This window comes from Nonomuraea terrae (assembly GCF_004348995.1).
GTDB lineage: Bacteria > Actinomycetota > Actinomycetes > Streptosporangiales > Streptosporangiaceae > Nonomuraea > Nonomuraea terrae.
The window spans coordinates 46,070-61,183 of record NZ_SMKQ01000006.1; the positions used below are offsets into that span (position 1 = coordinate 46,070).

Annotated in this window: 10 protein-coding genes; 4 read left to right on the top strand and 6 right to left on the bottom strand. The window is 72.9% G+C overall.

The window, feature by feature from the left end:
- The first annotated feature begins 49 nt into the window (after positions 1 to 49).
- A complete protein-coding gene (locus E1286_RS03965) occupies positions 50 to 940 on the top strand; it encodes an SDR family oxidoreductase (RefSeq protein WP_132608905.1) in 891 nt (296 codons plus the stop codon).
- A gap of 52 nt (positions 941 to 992) precedes the next feature.
- Here the strand turns inward: E1286_RS03965 and E1286_RS03970 are convergent, their stop codons facing one another.
- The 6 genes from E1286_RS03970 to E1286_RS03995 form a co-directional block, all read right to left on the bottom strand.
- On the bottom strand, positions 993 to 1,943 hold the full coding sequence (locus tag E1286_RS03970; RefSeq protein ID WP_132608906.1) for a helix-turn-helix transcriptional regulator: 951 nt from the start codon (positions 1,941 to 1,943) through the stop codon (positions 993 to 995).
- On the bottom strand, positions 1,925 to 3,508 hold the full coding sequence (locus E1286_RS03975) for a CocE/NonD family hydrolase (protein ID WP_187368112.1): 1,584 nt from the start codon (positions 3,506 to 3,508) through the stop codon (positions 1,925 to 1,927). Before E1286_RS03975 ends, E1286_RS03970 begins: the two co-directional genes overlap by 19 nt.
- A 161-nt stretch (positions 3,509 to 3,669) precedes the next feature.
- The gene (locus E1286_RS03980) at positions 3,670 to 7,161 is read right to left on the bottom strand and encodes a S8 family serine peptidase (RefSeq protein ID WP_132608907.1); all 3,492 of its coding nucleotides are present in this window, start codon (positions 7,159 to 7,161) and stop codon (positions 3,670 to 3,672) included.
- A 126-nt stretch (positions 7,162 to 7,287) separates the two neighbouring features.
- Positions 7,288 to 8,721, bottom strand: coding sequence for a glycosyltransferase family 39 protein (locus E1286_RS03985; RefSeq protein WP_132608908.1), 1,434 nt, complete (start codon positions 8,719 to 8,721; stop codon positions 7,288 to 7,290).
- Between the two features lie 11 nt (positions 8,722 to 8,732).
- Positions 8,733 to 9,344 (bottom strand): TetR/AcrR family transcriptional regulator, encoded by a 612-nt coding sequence (locus E1286_RS03990; RefSeq protein ID WP_132608909.1) that lies wholly within the window; start codon positions 9,342 to 9,344, stop codon positions 8,733 to 8,735.
- Between the two features lie 48 nt (positions 9,345 to 9,392).
- A complete protein-coding gene (locus E1286_RS03995; protein ID WP_132608910.1) occupies positions 9,393 to 10,592 on the bottom strand; it encodes a cytochrome P450 in 1,200 nt (399 codons plus the stop codon).
- A gap of 236 nt (positions 10,593 to 10,828) precedes the next feature.
- Here E1286_RS03995 and E1286_RS04000 point away from each other — a divergent pair, with 236 nt between their 5' ends.
- The 3 genes from E1286_RS04000 to thyX all read left to right on the top strand — a co-directional run bounded on the left by E1286_RS04000 (position 10,829) and on the right by thyX (position 15,059).
- The gene (locus tag E1286_RS04000; RefSeq protein WP_132608911.1) at positions 10,829 to 12,955 is read left to right on the top strand and encodes an anthranilate synthase component I; all 2,127 of its coding nucleotides are present in this window, start codon (positions 10,829 to 10,831) and stop codon (positions 12,953 to 12,955) included.
- 45 nt (positions 12,956 to 13,000) lie between these two features.
- On the top strand, positions 13,001 to 14,149 hold the full coding sequence (locus E1286_RS04005) for an amidohydrolase family protein (protein ID WP_132608912.1): 1,149 nt from the start codon (positions 13,001 to 13,003) through the stop codon (positions 14,147 to 14,149).
- Between the two features lie 127 nt (positions 14,150 to 14,276).
- Positions 14,277 to 15,059: an FAD-dependent thymidylate synthase gene (gene thyX / locus E1286_RS04010; RefSeq protein WP_132608913.1), complete on the top strand. Its 783-nt coding sequence runs from the start codon at positions 14,277 to 14,279 to the stop codon at positions 15,057 to 15,059.
- Positions 15,060 to 15,114: the final 55 nt, after the last annotated feature.

Below are 15,114 nucleotides of genomic sequence, written 5' to 3' on the forward strand. Positions count from 1 at the left end.
GCCGGAAAGATGACAGGAGATGTCGGCTTTCCCTGGCACGATCGGCCGCATGATTGCTGTGGTGGCGGGAGCGACCCGCGGAACCGGACGAGGCATCGCGGTCGCGCTGGGCGAGGCCGGCGCGACCGTCTACTGCACGGGCAGGAGCACGCGCGAGGCGCGCTCGGAGCTGAACCGGCCGGAGACCATCGAGGAGAGCGCCGAGCTGGTCACCGCGGCCGGCGGCACCGGCATCGCCGTGCGGACGGACCACCTCGACCCGGCCCAGGTGGCCGAGCTGGCCGACCGCGTCAGGAGCGAGCAGGGCCGGCTCGACGTGCTGGTCAACGACGTGTGGGGCGGCGACCCCCTGTGGGAGTGGGACACCCCCGTCTGGAAACACGACCTCGCCAAGGGCCTGCGGCTGCTCCGGCTGGCCGTCGACACCCACATCATCACCAGCCGCCACCTCTTCCCTCTCCTCGTCGAGCACGAGGGCGGCCTGGTCGTCGAGGTCACCGACGGCACCAAGGAGTTCAACGAGACGCGTTACCGGGAGAACGTCTACTACGACCTGGCCAAGACCTCGGTCAACCGGCTGGCGTTCGCCTGGTCGCACGAGCTGCGCCCGCACGGCGGCACGGCCGTCGCGGTCACTCCGGGCTTCCTGCGCTCGGAGGTGATGCTCGACAACTTCGGCGTCACGGAGGACAACTGGCGCGCGGCCGAAGCGGATCCGACCTGGATGGTCTCCGAGACGCCGCTCTACACCGGCCGCGGCGTGGCCGCCCTCGCCCGCGACCCCGACCGGCGGCGGTGGACGGGCGGCTCCGTCACCAGCGGCGACCTCGCCGCCGCGTACGGCGTCACCGACGCCGACGGCAGCCGCCCGCAGGTCTGGCGGTACATCACCGAAGTGCGGGAGAAGGGCGGCGAGGCCGGCTGGGAGGATTACCGCTGATCCCGGCCGCCGGCCGGGAGGCCTACGGCTGATCCCGGACGCGGCCGGAGGCCTATGGCTGATCCCCATAGAGCGCGGCCATGCGGGCGGCGGCCCGCGCGGCCATCGCCCGCAGCTCCGGCGGGCCGAGCACCTCCGCCTCCGGCCCGAACCGCAGCACCTGCGAGTACGCCACCTCCACCGACTCCACCGCCAGCCGCACGGTTCCGTCGGGCCGCAGCGAGGCCAGGGCGTCGGCGAGCGCGGCCGGGTCGGCGATGTGCCGCAGCATGCGCACCCCGCGCTCGCTCAGCCGCAGCGTGACGACGTCCCGCAGCAGCGAACGGGTGAACGCCGCCGACTGCTCCTTCCAGTACGCCGCCAGGTCGAAGCCCGGATCCCGCTCGAACGGCTCGTCCAGCAGCGCGACCTCGCCGAACCGGTGCACCCGGAAGATCAGGAACCGCTCCTTCAGCCGGGCCGCCAGGTACCAGGCCCCCGCCTTCAGCACCAGCCCGTACGGCTCCAGCACCCGCTCGGCGTCCTTGTACACGGCCGCCACCCGCCGGTCGTTCCACACCGCCCTGGCCAGCGGCGCCAGCGCGGGCGGCGGCGGGTCGTCGCCCGCGAACCAGCCCGGCGCGTCCAGGTGGAAGCGCTGCGCCGCGACGGCCGGCGCGTCGCGCAGCCGGGGGGAGAGCGCGGCGGCGGCCTTCAGCCGGGCCGTGGCCGCCACCTCCTCCAGCCCCATTTCGCGCAGCGCGGCCGGCACCCCCGACAGGAACAGCGCCTCCGCCTCGGCCCGGTCGAGCCCGGTCAGGCGGGTGCGGTAGCCGTCCAGCAGCCGGTAGCCGCCGCCCCGGCCCCGGTCGGCGTACACCGGCACACCCGCCGCCGACAGCGCGACCACGTCGCGGTGCACCGTGCGCTCGGAGACCTCCAGTTCCCCGGCCAGCTCCGCCGCCGTCATCCCACCCCTGGTCTGCAGCAGCAGGACCAGCGACATCAGCCGCGAGGCGCGCACAGCGGAAGCACCACCGCGGACGGGCGGCCGGGGGAGTGGAACACCTCGACGTCGGCGGGCACCATCCGCCCGCCGCTCGGCAGCGGGTCGCCCGTGCCGGGATTGCGGGCGATGGTCGGGTACGCGCCCGCCGCCACGTGCACCCGGATCCGATGGTCGCGCCGGAACCGGTGCCCGATCGGCCACAGATCGACCTCGACCCGCCGGACGCCGTCCGCCCCGTCCTCGGGGCCGAGCCGGCGCACCCCCTCGCATACGTTCAGCGACCGTCCGTCCGGGTGCACGTCGCACACCCGTACCACCACGTCCACGTACGGCGTGCCGGCGCGGACGAACAGCTCCGCGCGGACCGGCCCGATCGCCTCCACGTCCGCCTCGAGCGCCGGGGAGCTGTAGACCAGCACGTCACGGCGCTGCTCCAGCCGCCGCTGGTCGCGCGGCCGGGAGTCGGCCAGCAGCACCGGCCCGCCGATCACCGGCGTCGGATGCGACGGGTGGTAGCGGAAGCGGTCGGGCCCCGACTCGCGCGGCGCCTTCACCCCGAGCCCGAACCCGTGCTGCAGGTGCCAGCGCTGCTCCCGCATGCCCGGCACCGGCCAGTCGGGGTAGTCGCGCCACTCCCCGGCGCCCGTCACGTAGATCCGCACCGGGTCGGGCCGCAGCCCGGAGAAGTCGCCGAGCAGATGCGCGCGGAACCAGGCCGACGCCTCGGCCATCGACGGCTTCCCGTGCCGCGAGTCGACGTGGTACCAGGGCCCGATCGTCAGGTACGGCCGCCGCCCCGCCGCCCGCAGCGCCGCGTAGTCCTTCAGCTGCCACGGCAGGAACACGTCGTACCAGCCGCCCAGCATGGTGACCGCCGCGTCGACCTCACCCACCTTCGCGGAGAAGTCCCTCTTCTCCCAGTACGGCGCGGCGGGGTCGGCGTGATGCGTCAGCAGGTCGCGGTAGAAACGCAGCGGCCGCCCGGCCGAGGCCACGTCCAGCTCGGCCACCGGCCGCCCCGACAGGACCGCGCGGCGGGTCAGCCGGGGTGCGGTGAAGCCCGCCGCGACGCCGAACCGGCGCGACATGCCGTCGGTCAGGGTGGTCCAGCTCAGCGCCGACTCCAGCGCGAACGCGCCGCCCACGTACGCGGCGTCCCGGAACTGCGAGGCGGTGACCTGCAACGCCATGGCCTTCAGATCGGGCCCGGCGTACGGCGCGATCGCCCACTGCGCGTAGCCCAGGTAGGACGGGCCGAACATGGCGAACGAGCCGCCGTACCAGGGCTGCTTGCGCAGCCACGCCACGGTCGCCAGGCCGTCGTCGTGCTCGTCGCCGAGCGGGTCGAGCAGGCCGCCGGAGCCGAATCCGCCGCGGCAGCTCTGCAGCACGACGTGGAAGCCCTGCCGGGCGAAGCCGCGGCCGTAGTACCAGCCGAACATCCCGCGCCGCCCGTACGGCGAGCGCACCAGGATGACGGGCGCCGGCCCGCCGTGGGCGGGGGCGTAGTGGTCGGCCAGCAGCGTCACGCCGTCGGGCATCGGCACGCGAAGATTCCGCTCCAGCCGCACACGTCTCATGTACCAACCAGTAACAGATCCCGCCCGCCCGCCGGAACCCCGGGGGCACCCGTCTCGCCGCCGTCCCGGCTCAGCGCCGTGGCCTCGGGGGCGTCCGAACGCCGCGGGACGTCACGCTCGGGAGCCCGTCCCGCCGTGGAGGGCGGGACGGGCTCGGGCCGTCACGGGGCCGTGCGGTCGGGCCGTTCGGAGACACGCACGGCGTTCACCAGCGTCGCGCCCTGCCGGCTCGCGAAGCGCACGTTGAGCTGCCCGTCCGTCACCTCCACCGTGTACTGCCTGGTCACCGCGGTGTACGTGCCCGCCTCCAGGGCCAGGTCGAGCGCCGGGATCGCCAGCCGCCCCTCGACCAGCACGTCGAACACCCGCTTGCCCATCCGGGTGTTCTCGATCTCGGCGAAGTCCAGCTCCACCGTGTAGACGCCGTCCGGGACGCCGTCGAAGCGGTACTCCAGCATGTCCTCCCGCGCCGTCCGGAACAGGCCCTGGTCGGTGGTGCCGGAGATGGTCCTCGACGTGCTCCGCGCCCGGCTGGACGTGCTGACGTAGCCGTGACCGCCCTGGGTGTAGCGCCGGTCGGGCGTCCAGGTGTCACCGGCGCTGTCCCGGAAGCTCCGCGAGGCGCCCACGTCCACGGCCACCTGGTGCTCGGGCACCACGACCGTCACCGCCACCTCGATGGCCGGCTGCCGGCCGCTGGCCGACTCGACCACCAGCGTGCCCTCGCGGAACGTTCCCGGCACCACCCCGTCGCCGGCCACCTCGACCTCCAGGGTCACCGACTCGCCCCGGTCCAGCTCGCCGCTCGCCGGCGTGACGGAGAACCACGGCCCGCCCGTCACCGTGTACGGCGTCGGCGCGCCCAGGTTCGTCAGCTCCAGCGTCCGCGTACGGCTCTGCCCGGCCGGCATGACGACCGTCAGCTCCGCCGCCGACGCGCTCACCCGGCCGGTGACCAGCGCCGTGTCGATCCGCGTCACCGACCCCGGGGCCACCGTGACCGCCTGCGTGAAGGTGCCGTAGTGCTCCTTGGACACCACGACCTCGTAGTCGCCGGCCAGCACCTGCCCGTAGAAGGCGCCGTCCTCGCCGGTCGTGAACGTGGCCGCGTCGCCGATCAGCACCGTCGCCCCGGCGATGGGGTCGCCGTCGTTGGCGTCGGTGACCGTGCCGGTGACCAGGCCGTGCCGGCTCGCGGTGAACGTCAGGCTCTGCCCGCTGGACAGCGCTGCCTCCTCGTAGGAGTACAGCAGGGCGTCGTCGCCGGTCGCGTTCTCGACGCCGACGGTGGCGCTGGAGCCCTGGTCGCGCTCGCTCTCGATGTCCTTGTACCGGAACCCGATCGAGCCGTCCTCGCCCAGCAGCGTCGCGAACGACACCCGCTGGCCGGTCTCGTTGTAGAAGGTGACGTCGCGCCACTCGACCACGAACGTCCGGTGCGGCGCCGTGCCCGTCACCGCCGTGTAGATCCCGGCCTGCGCGTCCACCACCAGGTCGTCCCAGTACGGGTAGACCGCGTTGTTCGGGATGCCGGTGCTCGGCAGCCGCCCGTTGCCGCCGGTCGTCACCCGCCCCTCGGCGAACGTCAGGTATCCGTTCGTGCCGATCCAGGCCCGGTCGTGCCCGGTGCCGTAGAACGGGACCCGGAACGGCAGCGTGATCTGCTGGGCCTCGTCGTCGCCGGTCAGCGTCAGCCGCTCGGTGCCCGCGACGTACTCCTGCCGGCCGCTCGCGCACGTGTAGCCGAAGTCGTCGCCGCGCAGCGGCAGCTCGATGTCCCGCACGACGTCCCCGCCCACCGTGACCTCCGCCGTGGCGCCGCTGGAGCAGCGCGAGACCGGCGTGACCCCCAGCTCGTACGTACCGTGCGGCAGCCGCAGGCTGTAGCGGCCGGCGGCGTCGGTCACCGCGCTCACCGGCGTGCCGGCCGCGGCGACCGTCGCGCCCGGCTCCGGCGTGCCCGCCGTGGTCACCGTGCCCGACACCGTGCCGGCCGGTTGCGCGGTCATCGGAACGTCCCCGCCCGCCTCCTGGCCGGCGGTGATCGTGACCTCGGTGGCGGCCGTCTCGTAGCCGAACTTCTCCGCGGTCAGCCGGTAGGCGCCCGGCAGCAGGCGCGGCAGGGCGTACGCGCCGTCCGCGCCCGTCACGACCCTGCGGGTCAGCGGGCCGGTCACCGTGACGGTCACCCCGGAGACGGGCTCACCGCCCGCGCTCACCGTGCCGGACAGCCGCCCCAGGCCCTCGTCCGGAGCGGCCCGCACGGCGGCGTAGGTGTCCAGCCGGCCCTCGCCCCAGATGTTGTTGTCCTGCGCGGTGCCGCCGCAGCCGGTGTCCGCGACGTCGATCGCCGTGCTGTCCAGCAGCGGACGGGTGGCCGCCACCTCGCCCTCCAGGCCCGGCGAGCCCGACCAGATCAGCGCCACCGTGGCCGCCACGTGCGGCGAGGCCATCGACGTGCCGGTGTAGCTGGCGTAGGAGTTCCCGGGGGTCGAGGAGCGCACGTTGACGCCGGGGGCGGCGATGTTCGGCTTCGTCTCGCCGTTCTCGCCCTCGCCCTTGCTGGAACGGGCGTACAGCGCGTTGTTCACGTCGAAACCGCCGGCGCTGTAGGAGATCTCGTACTGGCCGGGGGAGCCGCTGGTGTCGCAGGCCGGTCCCTCGTTGCCGTTGGAGAAGGCCGGGAAGATGCCCGCCGCGACCCACGCCTCGACGGTCGGCTTGTACCACGGGTCGAACCCGTCACCGCCCCAGGAGTTGTTGACGATGTGCGGCGCGAGATCCGGGCGGGGATTCTCGCCGTTCAGGTCGGTGGGGGCCAGGACCCACTGCCCGGCCGCCAGCAGCGAGGCGTCCGTGCAGGTGTTGACCTCGCAGCCCTTGGCGGCGATCCACGTCGCGCCCGGCGCCACGCCGATGCCGTTGGCGCCGGTCATCGTGCCCATGGTGTGCGTGCCGTGACCGTTGTTGTCGCACGGCGCCCCCGGCGAGCAGATGCCCGCCGGGTCGAACCAGTTGTAGTCGTGCGTGTACGACCCGTCCGGGTTCCTGCCCCGGTACGACGCCGCCAGGTCGGGATGGTCGAACTGCACGCCGGTGTCGATGTTGGCGACCACGATGCCCTCGCCGCGGTTGCCCAGCTCGTCCCAGACGCGCGGGGCGTTGACGCGGTCGATGTTCCACTCCACCGCGTTCACCTTGGACTCGGCGGGGCCGGCGTCGGGCTTGGGCACCGACAGCGTGCGCACCGGCTCGATGCCCTCGACCTCCGGCAGCGCGGCGATCTCGGCGGCGAGCTTCTCGCCGGCCGTCACCCGCACCGCGTTGACGATCCAGAACGGGGTGTAGTCGGCGTCGCGGGAGTCGAGCAGCTTGCGCACACCGGCCTGGGAGGTGCGCGCGTGCTCGGTCTTGGCTTCGAAGACCTGCTCGGCCTTGGCGTCCTTGGTGACGGCCCGGCGGGCGCCGCTCAGGTCGGCGTCCCCTTTCATCCGGACCCAGAAGGTGGCTTTGTCGTCCTGGTCCAGCTGCGCCTGGACAGCGGCGTCGATCTTGGCCGGATCGGGCGCCGCCTGTGCTACCGCCTGGGGTAACAACAGTGCGGCGGTGACGATCCCGGTCAGGATCGCGCGCCGGCGGAGGGTGTGGGGCACGGGCTCTCCTTCACGGCAGAGGGAGGCAGGTGATCTTTACGCCTCTGCCGAGAAGAGTGAAGAGAACGTGTCAGCAAAGCAATAGCAAACGTAAAACGTTACTTTACTTAAGGAAATGAAATCTGGTCAGCTGAAATGTCGCCACATAGGCCAGATTGTCGCCCAGGGCTGGAGTAGTTCCCGGCACAGGTGCACCGGCATGCCCTGCTCCTCGTTCTCCAGGCCGACGCCGTTGTCCACCCGTGCCCGCTCCTCGCACGAGCCGAACAGCGCCCGCCCGCGCGGCCCGACGTTCACCAGGATCGCGGTGACGCCGTCGGCCGGGGGAGGGCCGTGGTGCCAGAGCTCGTTGTGGCCGGAGTAGACGCGCGGCACCCCGGCCAGGCGCAGCGCGCCGTGCTCGCCGTAGCTGCCCGTCAGGACCACCGCGCGGTCCCGCTCGGCGGGCGGCAGCGAGTCGCGCACCCCGGTGACCGCCGCCGTGAAGGCCGGCCAGCCGACCGACTCCCGCGCCACCTCGTTGATCGCCGGCACCGGCGTCCCGGCCAGCCCGGCCACCGGCACCAGCGGCAGCGCGAGCACTGCCGACCCCACCGCGCCGACCGCCAGGAACGCGCCCGCGAGCCGGGTACGGGCCGCCGCCGCGACGCCGACGCACCCCGCGGCGAACAGCAGCAGGATCAGCCCGCCCGTGTAGTCGAACCGGCCTCCGGTCACCAGCGTCACCACCGCCGCGACCGGGTACGCCACGGCCAGGGCCCGCACCCGCCGATCACGCCACAGCCGGACGAACCCGAACGCCGCGATCACCGGCACGACGGGCCCGAACAACACCAGCTGCATCGGAACGAAGAGCATCCGCATCTCGGCGCCCTCGTCCGCGCTCAGCGCAGCCGCCATCGCCAGCTGCGGCCAGTCGTTGGCCACCTGGTAGACCAGGTTCGGGGCCGCGATCACCGCCGCGAGCAGCGCCCCGCCCCACAACCACGGGCTCGCCAGCGTCCGCCGCGGCCCCACGGCCGCCAGCCCCACCGCGAGCCCCAGCACCAGCAGCGCGATCAGGTGCTTGTTGTACGTGGCCAGCCCCACGACCGCGCCCGCCGCGAGCCACCAGCGCGGCTGATCCCGTAACAGAGCCCTGAGCATGAACAGGATCGCCGCCGCCCACAACGGCAGGTCGAAGCTGACCGTCAGCAGCGTGTGCCCCGAGATCAGCGTGTACGCTCCCGTCGCCGTGCCCGCCGCCGCCATGACCTGCGCCGCCCGGCCCCCGCCCAGCTCCCGCGCGATCAGCGCCACCAGCGCCACCAGCAGCGCGGCCGCCAGCGCCGGGAACACCCTGATCCCCGTGACCGTGTCGCCGAACAGCGCGATCCCCGCCCCGGCCAGCATCGGCGTCATCGGCGGCTGGTCGGCGTACCCCCAGGCCGGATGCTCCGACAACACGCGGAAGTACAGCTCGTCACGGTGGTATCCGTAGCCGGGGCTCAGCGCCAGCAGGATCGCGAACAGCAGCACGGCGATCGCGGCGACGGGCCGCCAGGCCCAGGGCGGTCCCATGGACGCCGAGGCTAGATTCTCTTCCGGTCCCTTGTCACTGCCCGGTACCCGGTCTGTTTCAGGATCGTCATGAAGTACGCCGTGATCCGCCCGGCGTCGTCGTCGGCGTCCTGCGCGACGCTGAACACCGCGCCGCGCAGGATCTCCTGTACCGCGTCGAGATCGGCGTCCTGGGGGAGGCGCCCGGCGTCGCGGGCCCGGCGCAGGATCTCGTCCACCGCCGCCGCCCCTTGCCCGCCCTTGAGCGGCCGGTACGTCGCCATCAGCTCCGGATAGTCGTCGACGCTGCCCCACAGGCGGCGCAGCAGCCGGCGGTGCCGCGGCGACGCCAGGTAGGCCGCCCAGTCAGCGATCATGTCCTCGACGTCGCGCCAGCCGGTGAAGCCGGGGTTGTACGCGTGGGCGTTCCACTCCAGGGCCCGCACCAGCAGCGCCGTCTTGTCGGCGAACCTGCGGTAGACCGTCGCCCTGGTCACCCCGGCCCGCCGGGCGACCTGCTCGATGCTGAGCTGCTGCGCGCCCAGCTCGATGAGCAGGTCGACCGCGGCGGCGAGGATCGCGGCGTCGGCCTCCTGGCTGCGCGGGCGGCCGGCCGGGCGTGGTGCTCGCGTCGCCCCGGTCATGCCCCCGCCCCCTGCTCGTCGTCGTACCGCCGCCGCGAGTCTATTCGCCTACTCCCAGGTGACAGGAAGGGCGCGGACCCCGTAGATGGGCGTGTCCGTACGCAGCGGCACCTGCTCCGGCTCGACGGCCAGCCGCAGTGACGGGAGCCTCGCCAGCAGCGCGGGGAACGCCGCCCTCATCTCGGCCCGGGCGAGCTGCTGACCCAGGCACTGGTGCACGCCGTGGCCGAAGCCCACGTGCCCGCCGGCCGGGCGCAGCGGGTCGAACCGGTCGGGATCGGGGAAGCGCGCGGGGTCACGGTTGGCCGACGCGATCGAAAGGGTCACCGTCTCCCCGGCGCGCACCGGCTCGCCGCCCAGCTCGACGTCCTCCAGCGCGGTCCGGACGAGGAAGGGGGTGATCGCGAGGTAGCGCAGCAGCTCCTCCACCAGCTGATCGGTGTGCCCCGGGTCCGCGCGGACCACGGCGAGCTCGTCCGGACGGCACAGCAGCAGGAACGCGCCCAGGGCGATCATGTTGGCGGTGGTGTCCAGCCCGGCGCCGAGCAGCATGAAGCCGATGTTGGCCAGCTCCTCGTCGGTGAGGTCGCTCCTGGTCAGCCCGCTGAGCACGTCGTCGCCCGGCCTGGCCCGCCTGGCCGCCACCAGCTCCCGCATGTGGGCGACCATCGCCGTCACCGCCGCCATCATCTCCTCCTGCGGGCGGTCGCCCCGCGTGAGCGTGACGGCGTGGGCCAGGAACCGGCCCCGTTCGTCCTCCGGCACGCCGAGCAGCTCGCAGATCACGACCGCCGGGATCGGCGCCGCGAACGACTCGACCAGGTCGGCGGGCGGGCCCTGCCGCTCCATGGCGTCCAGGTGCTCGCGGGCGATCTGCTCGATGCGCTCGGTGAGCAGTCGCATCCTGCGCACGGTGAACTCGCCGGTGAGCAGACGGCGGTAGCGGGTGTGCTCGGGCGGATCGGTCGACAGGAACATCCCGGGCGGCGCGGGCTGCCGGGGCCCCGCGGGCCCGAAGGGCATGTGCTGCAGCTCGGCCCGGGCGCTGAAGCGCGGGTCCGCCATCACCTCGCGCACCAGTGCGTAACCGGTCACCAGCCAGCCCTGGTGGCCGTCGGTGTAGCTGAGGCGGGTGATCTCGCGCAGTCCGGCGAGCCCGGCGGGCGGATCGAACGGCGTGGGCCGGTCGCGGGGCAGCTTGAACGCCGCGGTCTCGGTCACCTCGGGGCTCCCTTCCGAAGAGGTCATATTTCAATACAGTACAGCTCTGTATTGAAGCCCGTCCATGGGGGTGGCGGGTCGCGTTGCGCGATCATGGTGGGGCGGTTAGTGTGGAACGCATGCGAAATCACGCTCAGCTCCAGTGGTGGCGCCGCTCCTAGGCGGCGCGGGTTTCGCATTCTCGACGGACTGGCCGCCCCGGATGGCGGCCTTTCTCGTGTCCGCCCCGGGGCTCGATCATTTGACGTGGTAAGGGGCAGGAAATGGCGACGAGCGGATATACCACCGCCGGGGGCATCGGCGTCGAACGCGAGTCACGCGAGGTCGACGAAGCCGCCCTGGAAGAGATCGTCACGGCTCTCGGCGAGCGGCGCGGCGGCGCCTTCTCCTCGGGCATGGACTACCCGGGCCGCTACAGCCGATGGGCCTTCGGCTACGTCGACCCGTGCCTGGAGCTGGTCGCCAAGGGCCGCACCATCGCGGCGACGGCCCTCAACGAGCGCGGCCGGATCGTGCTGCCCGCCGTCGCCTCCTGCCTCCTGGCCGCGGGCAAGCCGCTCACCGAGCCCACGGCCGACCGCGTCGAGGTGCACGTGCCCGAGTCGGAGGACCTGCTGCCGGAGGAGATGCGCAGCCGCCGGCCTACCGTGTTCACCGCGATCCGCGAGGTCATCGCCGCCTTCAAGGGCGACGACCCCCACCTCGGCCTCTACGGCGCCTTCGGCTACGACCTGGCCTTCCAGTTCGAGCCCATCCGGCAGGAGCTCCTGCGCCCCGACGGCCAGCGCGACCTCGTGCTCCACCTGCCCGACCGGCTGGTGGTGATCGACCGGCAGCGCGAGACCAGCCTCGAGTTCCGCTACGAGTTCACCGTCGACGGCGTCAGCACGCGCGGCCTGGAGCGTACCGGCGAGACCCTGCCCCAGGCGGCCACCGGCGAGCTGCCGAAGAACCCGGAGAGAGGCGAATACGCCAAGGTCGTCGCCGCGGCCAAGGAGAAGTTCAAGCGCGGCGACCTGTTCGAGGTCGTGCCCGGCCAGGTCTTCCACGCCCCCTGCGCCGACCCGTCCGCCTTCTACCGCAGCCTGCGCAGGAGCAACCCGGCCCCGTACGAGTTCATCATCAGCCTCGGCGAAGGCGAGCACCTGGTCGGCGCCTCACCCGAGATGTACGTCCGGGTCACCGGCGACCGCGTCGAGACCTGCCCCATCTCCGGCACCATCGCCCGCGGCAGCAACCCGGTCGAGGACGCCGAGGCCATCCGCACCCTCCTGTCCAGCGTGAAGGAGGAGTCGGAGCTGACCATGTGCACCGACGTCGACCGCAACGACAAGTCGCGCATCTGCGTCCCCGGCACGGTCAAGGTCATCGGCCGCCGCCAGATCGAGCTCTACTCCCGGCTCATCCACACCGTCGACCACATCGAGGGCCGGCTGCGCCCCGAGTTCGACGCGCTCGACGCCTTCCTCACCCACATGTGGGCCGTCACCGTCACCGGCGCCCCCAAGACGTGGGCCATGCAGTTCATCGAGGACCACGAGGCCACCACCCGCCGCTGGTACGGCGGCGCCATCGGCTTCATCGGCTTCGACGGCTCCATGAACACCGGCCTGACCCTGCGTACCGCGCAGGTCAAGAACGGCGTGGCGACCGTCAGAGCCGGGGCGACGCTGCTGTTCGACTCCGACCCCGAGGCCGAGGAGCGCGAGACCGAGCTCAAGGCCAGCGCCCTGCTCGGTGCCCTCGCGGCGGTCGGCCGGCCCGACTCCGTGCCGGTGGCCGAGCCCCGCGAGCAGCCCGGCCTGGGCCTGAAGGTGCTCCTGGTCGACCACGAGGACTCCTTCGTCAACACCCTGGCCGACTACTTCCGCCAGGAGGGCGCCGACGTCGTGACGCTGCGCCACGGCTTCCCCGTCCACATGCTCGACGAGATCGCGCCCGACCTCGTGGTGCTCTCGCCCGGCCCCGGCTGGCCGACCGACTTCGGCATCTCCGCCCTGCTCGACCAGATCTACGCCCGCGACCTGCCGGTGTTCGGCGTCTGCCTGGGCCTGCAGGCCATGGTCGAGCACGCCGGTGGCACGCTCGAGCTGCTCGACTACCCCGAGCACGGCAAGCGCGGCCGGGTCGCGCGGCTCGGCGACAGCGCGCTGCTCGACGGGCTGCCGCCGGAGTTCACCGCGGCCCGCTACCACTCGCTGCACACCAAGCGGCCCGGCGTGGTCGGCTTCACTCCGACCGCCCTCACCCCCGACGGCAACGTCATGGCCATCGAGGACGTCCGGCGCCGCCGCTACGCCGTGCAGTTCCACCCGGAGTCGATCCTGACCCAGGAGGGCGGCGCCGGAGCGAAGATCATCGCGAACGTGCTGCGTCTGTCCCGCAGGTAGGTAAAACGCGGGCGGGGGCGTGCGGAGCTCCCCTAGAGTCTCCGCATGCTCCCCGTAGACCTGCCCGGCACGGTGCGTGACGCGCTGCTCGCCCCGCTCGTCGACCACCACTGTCACGGGGTGCGGCGCGACGACCTGAGCCGGGCGCAGTTCGAGCTGCTCATCGGCGACGGCGCCGCCTCTGCGCCGCCCGGCACCACCCGCTTCGACACCCCGTTCGGCGTGGCCGTACGGCGCTGGTGCGCGCCCGTGCTCGACCTCGATCCGCACGCGCCGCCCGCCGTCTACCTCGCCCGCCGGGCCGAGCTCGGCGCCGTTGAGGTCAACCGGCGCCTGCTCGGCGAGGCGGGGGTGGTGGCGTTCCTCATCGACACCGCCGCCGACGACGTCGAGACGCTGACCGCCGCCGAGATGGGCCGCCACGGCGGGGCCGCCGCCGACGAGCTCGTCCGCATCGAACGCATCGAACGCGACGTGGCCGAGACCGCCCAGATCGCCGTCGACTACCTCGACGGACTCGGCGACGAGCTCACCGCGCGGGCCGCCCGCGCGGTCGGGCTCAAGACCGTCATCGGCGCCCTGCACGGCCTCGACTTCGACCCCGCGAGGCCCACCAGGGGAGCGGTCATCGCGGCCGCCAACCGGCGCCTGGCCGACCCCAAGGAGCCGCTCACCGACCCCGTCCTGCTGCGCCACCTGCTGTGGTGCGCGATCGACGTGGCCAGGGAACGCGGGCTGCCGGTCCAGTTCGACACCGGCTTCGGCGGGCGGGCGCCGGCCGAGCCGCACCGCGCCGACCCCGCCCGGCTGGGCGCGTTCGCCCGGCAGCTGCAACCGCTCGGCGTGCCGATCATCCTGCTGCACTGCTACCCGTACCACCGCCAGGCCGCCTACCTCGCCGGCGCGCTGCCCCACGTGTACGTCGATGTCGGCCTCGCCCTGCCCCACACCGCCGCCGCCTCGGCCCGGGTCATGGACGAGCTGCTGGAGCTGGCGCCGTTCCACAAGCAGCTGTTCAGCTCGGGCTGCCGGGGCCTGGCCGAGACCGCCTACCTCGCCGCCCTGTCCCACCGCCGCGCCCTGGCCGCCGCCCTCGGCTCCCGGCTCGCCCAGGGCGAATGGAGCGCCGCGGACGCCGCCCGCGTCGCCCACATGATCGGCTCCGCCAACGCCCGCCGCGTCTACCGCCTGTGACCTGGCCCGCGCCGCCGCCCGCCTGCCCCGGTACGCTGGTGTGTGCGCCGGGCGCCTGAGTCGCGCTCATGGCCGTGACCTGGTTTGCTTGGGCCGTCACACTGCCGATCCGAGCGGGGGCTCCCCAATGCGCACTGTCGAACCCGAGGTCTTCATCGTCGCCCGTCCGGCGCTCGACTACGACGAGCTGGCCCGCTACCTCCGCGAGGTCGGGGGAGAGAGCTGGCTCGAGCGGCTCGACCGCGGTGATCTCGACGCGCAGAACCTCGCCGAGTTCGCCGGCCGGCTCTGCTACCGCTCCTTCGAGCCCGGCCTCAACCCCAACGTGGTCAGGATCAGGGACAACCAGGACGACTACCTGCGTAACATCCTCGCCAGCGCACACGGCTCCGTGCTGGAGCACATCAGCTTCAGCTTCGTGCTCCACAACGTGAGCCGCGTGCTGACGCACGAACTGGTCCGTCACCGCCCAGGGGTGGCCATTTCGCAGGAGTCGATGCGTTTCGTCCGGCTGGAGGAGCTGCCGTTCTGGTTCCCCGAGTGGGCGCAGGCCGACGACGAGCTGATGAAGCGGGCCTCCGCCGTGCTGGAGCAGCTGGAGCAGTTCCAGCTGTGGATGGCCGAGCACTTCGGGCTTGACGAGGAGGGCGTGAACTTCTCCGAGAAGAAGCACCGCACGTCGTTCATGCGCCGTTTCGCCCCCGAGGGCGTGGCGACCGGGCTCGTGTGGACCGCCAACGTGCGCACGCTGCGGCACACGATCGAGGCCCGCACCGCCGCCGGCGCCGAAGAGGAGATCCGGATGCTCTTCCAGCGCATCGGCGAGCTCATGCGCGTGGAGGCGCCCGCCCTCTTCGGCGACTACGTCGTCGAGGACGGCGCCTGGATCCCGGGCTGGCGCAAGGTCTGACGGTCTCGGCGCGCCGGTCTCAGGCGCCGGTCGTGGGCGCTGCTCCTGGGCGCTT